Below are 7117 nucleotides of genomic sequence, written 5' to 3' on the forward strand. Positions count from 1 at the left end.
CCAGCGACCTCGACGCGATCCTGGCCGCCTTCGTCACCTACGCCGTCGGTTTCGCGGCGCGCCCGCTCGGCGGCATCGTCTTCGGCTACTTCGGCGACCGATACGGCCGCAAGCAGTTGTTGCAGGTGAGTTTGGTGCTCGTCGGTGCGGCGACCTTCCTGATGGGCTGCCTGCCGACCTTCGCCCAGATCGGCTATTGGGCACCGGCGATGCTGGTGATCCTGCGCTTCGTCCAGGGCTTCGCGATCGGCGGCGAATGGGGCGGCGCGGTGCTGCTGGTGGCCGAACACAGCCCGAGTCGCAGTCGCGGCTTCTGGTCGAGCTGGCCGCAGGCCGGCGTGCCCGCGGGCAATCTGCTCGCCACGATCGTGCTGCTGGTGCTGACCTCGACCCTGTCGGACGCGGCGTTTTTGAGCTGGGGCTGGCGCGTGGCGTTCTGGCTGTCGGCGGTGGTCGTGCTGGTCGGCTACTACGTGCGCACCAAGGTGACCGACGCCCCGATCTTCGTGGCCGCGCAGCAGTCGATGGACCAGGCCAAGGCCGCCTCGTTCAGCCCGTTCGAGGTGCTGCGCAAGTACCCGCGCGGTGTGTTCACCGCGATGGGTCTGCGCTTCGGCGAGAACATCATGTACTACCTGGTCGTCACGTTCTCGATCACCTATCTCAAGGTTCACGTGCACGCCGACACCACGACGATTCTGTGGTGGCTGCTCATCGCCCACGCCGTGCACATGGTGGTGATTCCGGTAGCTGGTCGCCTCGGTGACCGTGTCGGGCGCCGCCCGGTCTACCTGGCCGGCGCGGTCGCCGCGGCCACCTGGGGCTTCTTCGCCTTCCCGATGATGGACAGCGGCAACAGCGTGATCATCCTGTCCGCCATCATCATCGGGCTGGTGTTCCACGGATTCATGTACGCCGGTCAGCCGGCGATCATGGCCGAGATGTTCCCGACCCGGATGCGCTACTCCGGTGTGTCGCTGGGCTACCAGGTCACCTCGATCGTGGCGGGTTCGCTGGCGCCGATCATCGCGGTCAAGCTGCTCGACGAGTTCGGTTCGTCGGTCCCGATCGCCTGGTACCTGGCGTGCGCGGCGGCGGTCACCGTGATCGCGGTGGTGTGCGCGAAGGAGACCCGAGGCATCGACCTCGAATCTGTCGATCTCGCCGACGCCTCCGCCACGAAAGGTGTTGCCGCATGAGCGAGCTCACCGGACGTAGGGCACTGGTCACCGGTGGGGCGAGCGGTATCGGCGCCGCGTGTGCGCGGGAGCTGGCCGCGCGCGGCGCCGAGGTCACCGTCGCCGACATCGACGGAGTCGCCGCGAAGGCGGTGGCGCACGAAATCGGCGGGCACGCGTGGAACGTCGATCTGCTCGAAGTCGAGGCACTGGCCGAATTGCGGCTCGAGACCGACATTCTCGTCAACAACGCGGGCGTGCAAAGCGTGAGCCCCATCGAGGATTTCGCACCCCACCGGTTCCGCACCATGCAGACGCTGATGGTCGAAACGCCGTTCTTGCTCATCCGCGCTGCCCTCCCGCACATGTACGCGCGGGGTTTCGGCCGGATCGTGAACATCTCCTCGGTGCACGGGATCCGCGCCTCTCAGTTCAAGGTCGCGTACGTGACGGCCAAACACGGACTGGAGGGGCTGTCGAAGGTGACCGCGCTCGAAGGCGGCCCGCACGGGGTCACCAGCAACTGTGTGAGCCCCGGATATGTGCGAACCCCGCTGGTGGACAAGCAGATCGCCGAGCAGGCCGCCGCGCACGGGATCCCGGCGCAGGAGGTGCTCGAGAAGGTGCTGCTCACCGAGAGTGCGATCAAACGGCTGATCGAGCCGCACGAGGTCGCGGCGCTGGTCGGTTGGCTCGCCTCCGACACCGCGGGCATGGTCACCGGCTCGTCCTATGTCATGGACGGCGGGTGGAGCGCCCGATGACCGCAGTGGCATCGGCACCGCAGTGGGTGCCGGACGACAACGACATCGCCCGAGCTCGGATCACCGACTTCGCGCGGTTCGTGGCCGAGCGGCACACCGTCGCGGTGCCCGACTACCACGCGTCGTGGCAGTGGTCGGTCGACGATCTGGACGGATTCTGGGGTTCGGTATGGGATTACTTCGAACTCGGCGACCGCCCCGGTCCGGTGCTGGCCTCTTCGGAAATGCCAGGGGCGCGATGGTTTCCCGAGGTTCGGCTGAACTATGTCGACCAGGTGATCCGGCAGGCCCGCCCCGATCGTCGCGCGATCGTGTCGGTGGCGGAGGACGGGTCGGTCAGCGAGTTGTCGTGGGACGATCTGCTCGACCAGGTGGCGGCGTTCGCGCAGACGCTGCGCGGCTTGGGTGTTCGGGCAGGGGACCGGGTCGCCGGGTACCTGCCCAACATCCCCGAGGCGGTGATCGCCTTCCTGGCGACCGCGAGCATCGGCGCTGTGTGGAGTGCGTGCGGGCAGGACTACTCGGCGAAGGCGGCGCTGGACCGGCTCGGGCAGCTCGAGCCGGTGGTGCTGGTGACGTGTACGGGTTACCGCTACGCAGGCAAGCAGCACCGGCGATCCGACGAGATCACCGAACTGCGCGCCGGTCTGCCCACGGTGGTGGCGACGATCGTGGTGTCGCAGGAGCGGCTGTCCGGCACGCTGAACTGGGCGGATGTCACCGCCGGTGGCGATCGATCCACGCTCTCGACGGCAGAGGTGGGTTTCGACCATCCGCTCTGGGTGCTCTACTCCTCGGGCACGACAGGTCTGCCCAAGGGCATCGTCCACGGTCACGGCGGGGTGCTCCTCGAGCACCTGAAGGCGATGGCGCTGCAGTCGGATATCGGTGCCGACGACACCTTTCTCTGGTACACCAGCCCGAGCTGGATGATGTGGAACTTCCAGGTCGCCGGCCTGCTGGTCGGCGCGACCATCGTCTGCTACGCGGGTAGCCCTGGCTATCCGGCCCCGGATGCGCTGTGGGACATCGCCGCTCGAGTACGCGCGACAGTTCTCGGCACCAGTCCCGGCTATGTGCTGGCCTGCGCGAAGGCAGGTGTGGTGCCGCGGCGTGAACACGACCTGACGGCCTTGCGCCTGATCGGTGTCACCGGGTCGGCGCTGCCTCCGTCGTCGTCGATCTGGTTGTGCGACAACGTCGGTGCGCACATTCCGGTCGCGTCGATCAGCGGCGGCACCGACGTGGTCTCGGCCTTCGCGGGCGGGGCGCGAACCGTCCCGGTCCGGCCCGGAGAGCTGTCCGCCCCCTACCTGGGGGTGGCCCTGGAAGCCTGGGACGAACAGGGCAACCCGGTGCACGGCGAAGTCGGTGAACTCGTCATCACCGAGCCCATGCCCTCCATGCCCGTCGGATTCTGGAAAGATCCGGACGGAACTCGGTATCGCGCAGCCTATTTCGACACCTTTCCCGGTGTATGGCGCCACGGCGACTGGATCACCCGTACCGAACACGGCAGCGTGATCGTGCACGGCCGGTCCGACTCCACTCTCAACCGCCACGGGATCCGCATGGGCAGCGCCGACATCTACCAAGCGGTGGAACAGCTCCCGGAAATCGCCGACTCCTTGGTCATCGGCGCGGAGCAACCCGACGGCGGCTACTGGATGCCCCTGTTCGTCGTGCTCGCCGACGGCATCACTCTGACCGACGACCTGACTGCCGGGATCCGCGCGGTCATCCGCACGCGGACTTCCCCGCGCCACGTCCCGGACGACATCATCATCGCCCCCGGCATCCCCCGAACCCGCACCGGTAAGAAGCTGGAAGTCCCCATCAAGAAGCTCCTGCAGGGCGCCGATCCCACGACCGTCGTGGATCCCAGCGCCGTCGACGACCCCGCACTGCTCGCTTGGTACGCCCGATTCGCCCGAACATAGCTTGCCGGCGTCACGCGCTGAGACCATGGTGTCGATCGGCGTGCGGCGTCACGATCTACGCAACATTCGCCGAGAATAACGCTTGTTGTGGACGCTTGGTCATGTTGTAATCCAGATGTTTGCTGATGAATGTCGGCGGCGCTGGTTGCTTGTGCCCGAGCGACCGCCGAGACCGTTCGGAAGGGTGGGGGACGCGATGGTGCGACGCACGGAGAACAGGTCGGAGACGATCGCGGGGGACGCCGGCGATCTTCCCGTGGTCGAGTTCGCGGACAGTCCGCTGACCTCGGACCGGGTCGAACGGCTGAGTTCGGCGGCCCGCCATCGGATCGCGGCCTTCGTGCACACCACCCTCGCCGATCTGGACGAACTACCCGAGCCCTGGGTCCCACCCATCGAGGTGACTCTGCGGTTGACCGACCGCGAGCACTGAGCACCCCTTGCCGATCAGCACGCTCGCACCGAAGCGGACACGGTGCGAGCGTGCTGATCTCGATCGATATGTCAGCGGAAGAGGGCGGTGAGATCGACGGTGGCTGCCATGGCCGCAGCGCCCGCGTCGTTGAGGTGCATGCCGTCGCCGCTGTCGAACTCGGGGCGGATGTAGTCGCGACGGTGCGGGTCGGCCACGGCGCGATCGACGTCGAAGATCGAATCGAAAACGTCGGTGGTGCGCAGCCATTCGTTGACGGCGTGGCGAGTCGGCTGGGTTTCCAGCAGCGGCATGCCGGGGTAGACGCAGCCGGCGTAGGGGCCGATGGTGGCGGCGTGGATGCGCAGTCCGGCGGCGTGGGCGCGCGCGGCCAGGGCGGTGAAACCGGCGATCAATTCCTCGATGGTCGCGGAAGACTGGCCGCCCATCGCACCGAGGATGAGGTCGTTGATACCGAAATTGATGAGGATGTCGGTGACACCGGGGACCTGCAACGCGTCGGAGTCGAAACGGCGTACACCGGATTCGCCGATCTCCTCGGCGGTGAGACGATTGCCCGCGATGCCGTTGTTGACGACCCATCCCGTGGTGAGGCGGGCGTTGAGAACGTCGACGGAGCGGTGATTGGCGCTCAGCGTGGTGCCGACGCCTTCGAACCAGGAATCGCCGAACGCGACGGCGACCGCCGTCGGATCGGTGACGAGCACGTCGATCCCGGTGACGAAGAAGCGCAACGGAACCTCGTGGGCACCGGTGAGTTCCACGTCCGCAGTGTGGTCGCCGGTGACGATGTAGGCGATCTCACCGGGTTGGTGGGAGAAGGTGGCCAGGCCGGTCGACGCCGGGATGTACAGGCTGAGCAGCAGGTCTTCGCCCGCGGCGACCGCCAGATCGATCGGATCGCTCACGAGGTCGGCGCCCGCGTCGATGGTGACGTCCGCCGCGCCGCCGAACGTGACCTCGCGATCCGTGCCGATCGCCGAACCGGTCTTGCGCTGGGCGAGCCGGGTGGCACCGATCCGCAGCGGGGCGGCGCCGTAGCGGTTGGTCAACCGCACGCGCACCGCGTCGCCGCCGCCTGCCATGTGCAGGACGTGGCGCACGGTCTCGTCGCTGAACTCCCGTGATTCGGCGAGCTTGATCTGCTCGTTCGGGTCGATGACACCGGTCCGGAAGCCGGCTACCCACGTGCTGTTCTGCATGATCTCTCCGATATTTGCTGTGCGGAATAATGCTTACGCATAGGTTTACTCGTAGGTATTCCTCGTGTCAACTATCCGCATGGCAAATATCAGCTATGCTGGCGTTATGTCCGTGCGCGAGCTGTTCGACGACCCCCGCTTCACCATCTCCGGCCTGCTCTTCGAGGCGCACAACGGCCTCATCGCCAAACTCGAGCCGACCTGGAAAGCGCACGGCCTGTCCGGTCTCGACCTCAATGCCCTCCTGCGACTGAGTCGCTCCCCGGGCTGCCGCCTGCGGATGTCGGACCTGGCCACACAAACCGAGCTCTCGACCAGTGGGGTCACCCGTCTGGTCGACCGGCTGGCCACCGCGGGTCTGGTCGAACGCCAACTCGACCCGGCTGATCGGCGCAGCGCCTACGCGGCCTTGACCGATGCGGGCATCCGCCGCCTCGAAGAGGTCCTTCCGGACTATCTCGCTGCCCTCGAGCAATGGCTCACCGGTCAGCTGACCCCCATTCAACTCGACGGCTTGATCACCGGCTTGCGCGTGATCCGCGATGCCACCAACCCAGCCGCCACCGCCCTGTCCGACCGGTCCTGAGCGTGGTTAATCGCGGTGATCTGGATTGCTGACCGGGGTAACCATCAAGGTGCTGACGTGGTTTCGAGGTCGAATCGGAGCCCTGAGCGCAGGGCTGCCGTGGCGGACATCCCGAACATGCGATGAAAGGTCTCGCTGAAATGCGAGGGTGTGGCGAATCCCGCGTCCGTCGCGGATCGGGTCAGGTCGTGGCCGGCGGCGACAGCTCTCATCGCGTGGATGACGCGGGCCCACTGTTGATAGCGGCGGAACGTGGTCCCGTACTGCTGGACGAACAACCGGAGAAAGTGCGATGTCGACAGACCGAGGGTCGCGGCGATCGGTTCGGCCCGAAACGCGTGATCCGGATGCTGACGGATCGCGGCCGCCACGCGTTCGATGCGCGGATCGATGTCGGCCGGGGGACCGCCGACTGCGATCGTCAGGAGTCGGCCCGGGTCCGCATCAGGTAGCCGGCATTGTTCGACCAGTTCGCGCTCGCGCAGGTGGGCGAATCCGTACGGCCCCTCGGTGGTCGTCATCTGGCCTGCGATGGCCGAAGCGGGCGACCACAGGAGCAGGATCCATTTACCGAGCGTATTCACCCGGTGCACCGCCCGGGCAGGGCTGTACGCGCTGCGAGTGAGTATTTCGCCGTGGGTGGCGGTCTCGAGGGCGAACGGCCCGTCGAGCCCGACGCTGAGCACCGCGACAGAGGTGGAATGTAGGTCGACACCGAGTTCGGGTCCGATGTACCCGGCATAACCCGGCCTGATCCAGGCCATCGGTGAGCGGGTCGGACCACACGATTTCACAGGCGCACCGTCGGTCACCCTTGCCAGAGTATCGGTGCGCCGACCGGAACCGCGACGGCTGATTCTTCCAGGGCTCGAAAGCCGGATGGGCGCTGGTGACAAGCAGGCGGGTCGGCTTCAGGGGAGTGAATGGTACCGGAAATACGGTGCCGACCCGCCTGCAGTCCATTCGTCACCGGCGTCGGCACGGATGGGGTTCGCGAGCTGGACAGCGAAGTCC

7 protein-coding genes are annotated in these 7117 nt (G+C 66.8%); 5 read left to right on the forward strand and 2 right to left on the reverse strand.

What is annotated here, in order from left to right; translation table 11 throughout:
- The 4 genes from ACFWF3_RS18340 to ACFWF3_RS18355 all read left to right on the forward strand — a co-directional run.
- The coding region (locus ACFWF3_RS18340; RefSeq protein ID WP_379314576.1) for an MFS transporter at window positions 1-1199 on the forward strand (1199 nt) is incomplete at its 5' end.
- Window positions 1196-1942 (forward strand): 3-hydroxybutyrate dehydrogenase, encoded by a 747-nt coding sequence (locus tag ACFWF3_RS18345; RefSeq protein ID WP_379314577.1) that lies wholly within the window; start codon window positions 1196-1198, stop codon window positions 1940-1942. The genes ACFWF3_RS18340 and ACFWF3_RS18345, both read left to right, overlap by 4 nt.
- A complete protein-coding gene (locus ACFWF3_RS18350; RefSeq protein ID WP_379314578.1) occupies window positions 1939-3882 on the forward strand; it encodes an acetoacetate--CoA ligase in 1944 nt (647 codons plus the stop codon). The genes ACFWF3_RS18345 and ACFWF3_RS18350 overlap by 4 nt, the downstream gene beginning before the upstream one ends.
- A gap of 196 nt (window positions 3883-4078) precedes the next feature.
- Entirely contained in the window at window positions 4079-4315 is a 237-nt protein-coding gene (locus ACFWF3_RS18355) for a hypothetical protein (protein WP_379314579.1), read from the forward strand.
- Between the two features lie 71 nt (window positions 4316-4386).
- Here ACFWF3_RS18355 and ACFWF3_RS18360 read toward each other — a convergent pair whose 3' ends face one another.
- Entirely contained in the window at window positions 4387-5517 is a 1131-nt protein-coding gene (locus ACFWF3_RS18360; protein WP_379314580.1) for a GDSL-type esterase/lipase family protein, read from the reverse strand.
- Between the two features lie 106 nt (window positions 5518-5623).
- Here ACFWF3_RS18360 and ACFWF3_RS18365 point away from each other — a divergent pair, with 106 nt between their 5' ends.
- Window positions 5624-6103: a MarR family winged helix-turn-helix transcriptional regulator gene (locus tag ACFWF3_RS18365; protein ID WP_379314581.1), complete on the forward strand. Its 480-nt coding sequence runs from the start codon at window positions 5624-5626 to the stop codon at window positions 6101-6103.
- Between the two features lie 44 nt (window positions 6104-6147).
- On the opposite strand, the gene ACFWF3_RS18370 is transcribed toward ACFWF3_RS18365, so the two are convergent.
- Window positions 6148-6915 carry a helix-turn-helix domain-containing protein gene (locus tag ACFWF3_RS18370; protein ID WP_379314582.1) on the reverse strand — a complete coding sequence of 256 codons (768 nt, stop codon included), beginning with the start codon at window positions 6913-6915 and terminating at the stop codon, window positions 6148-6150.
- Between the last annotated feature and the right edge of the window lie 202 nt (window positions 6916-7117).

Source organism: Nocardia sp. NPDC060220 (genome assembly GCF_042727815.1).
GTDB lineage: Bacteria > Actinomycetota > Actinomycetes > Mycobacteriales > Mycobacteriaceae > Nocardia.

What these genes read in the sequence shown, in the direction of transcription:
- ACFWF3_RS18345 (WP_379314577.1), top strand. Translation starts at nt 1,196, where the DNA reads ATGAGCGAGCTCACCGGACGTAGGGCACTGGTCACCGGTGGGGCGAGC.
- ACFWF3_RS18350 (WP_379314578.1), top strand. Translation starts at nt 1,939, where the DNA reads ATGACCGCAGTGGCATCGGCACCGCAGTGGGTGCCGGACGACAACGAC.
- ACFWF3_RS18355 (WP_379314579.1), top strand. Translation starts at nt 4,079, where the DNA reads ATGGTGCGACGCACGGAGAACAGGTCGGAGACGATCGCGGGGGACGCC.
- ACFWF3_RS18360 (WP_379314580.1), bottom strand. Translation starts at nt 5,517, where the DNA reads ATGCAGAACAGCACGTGGGTAGCCGGCTTCCGGACCGGTGTCATCGAC.
- ACFWF3_RS18365 (WP_379314581.1), top strand. Translation starts at nt 5,624, where the DNA reads ATGTCCGTGCGCGAGCTGTTCGACGACCCCCGCTTCACCATCTCCGGC.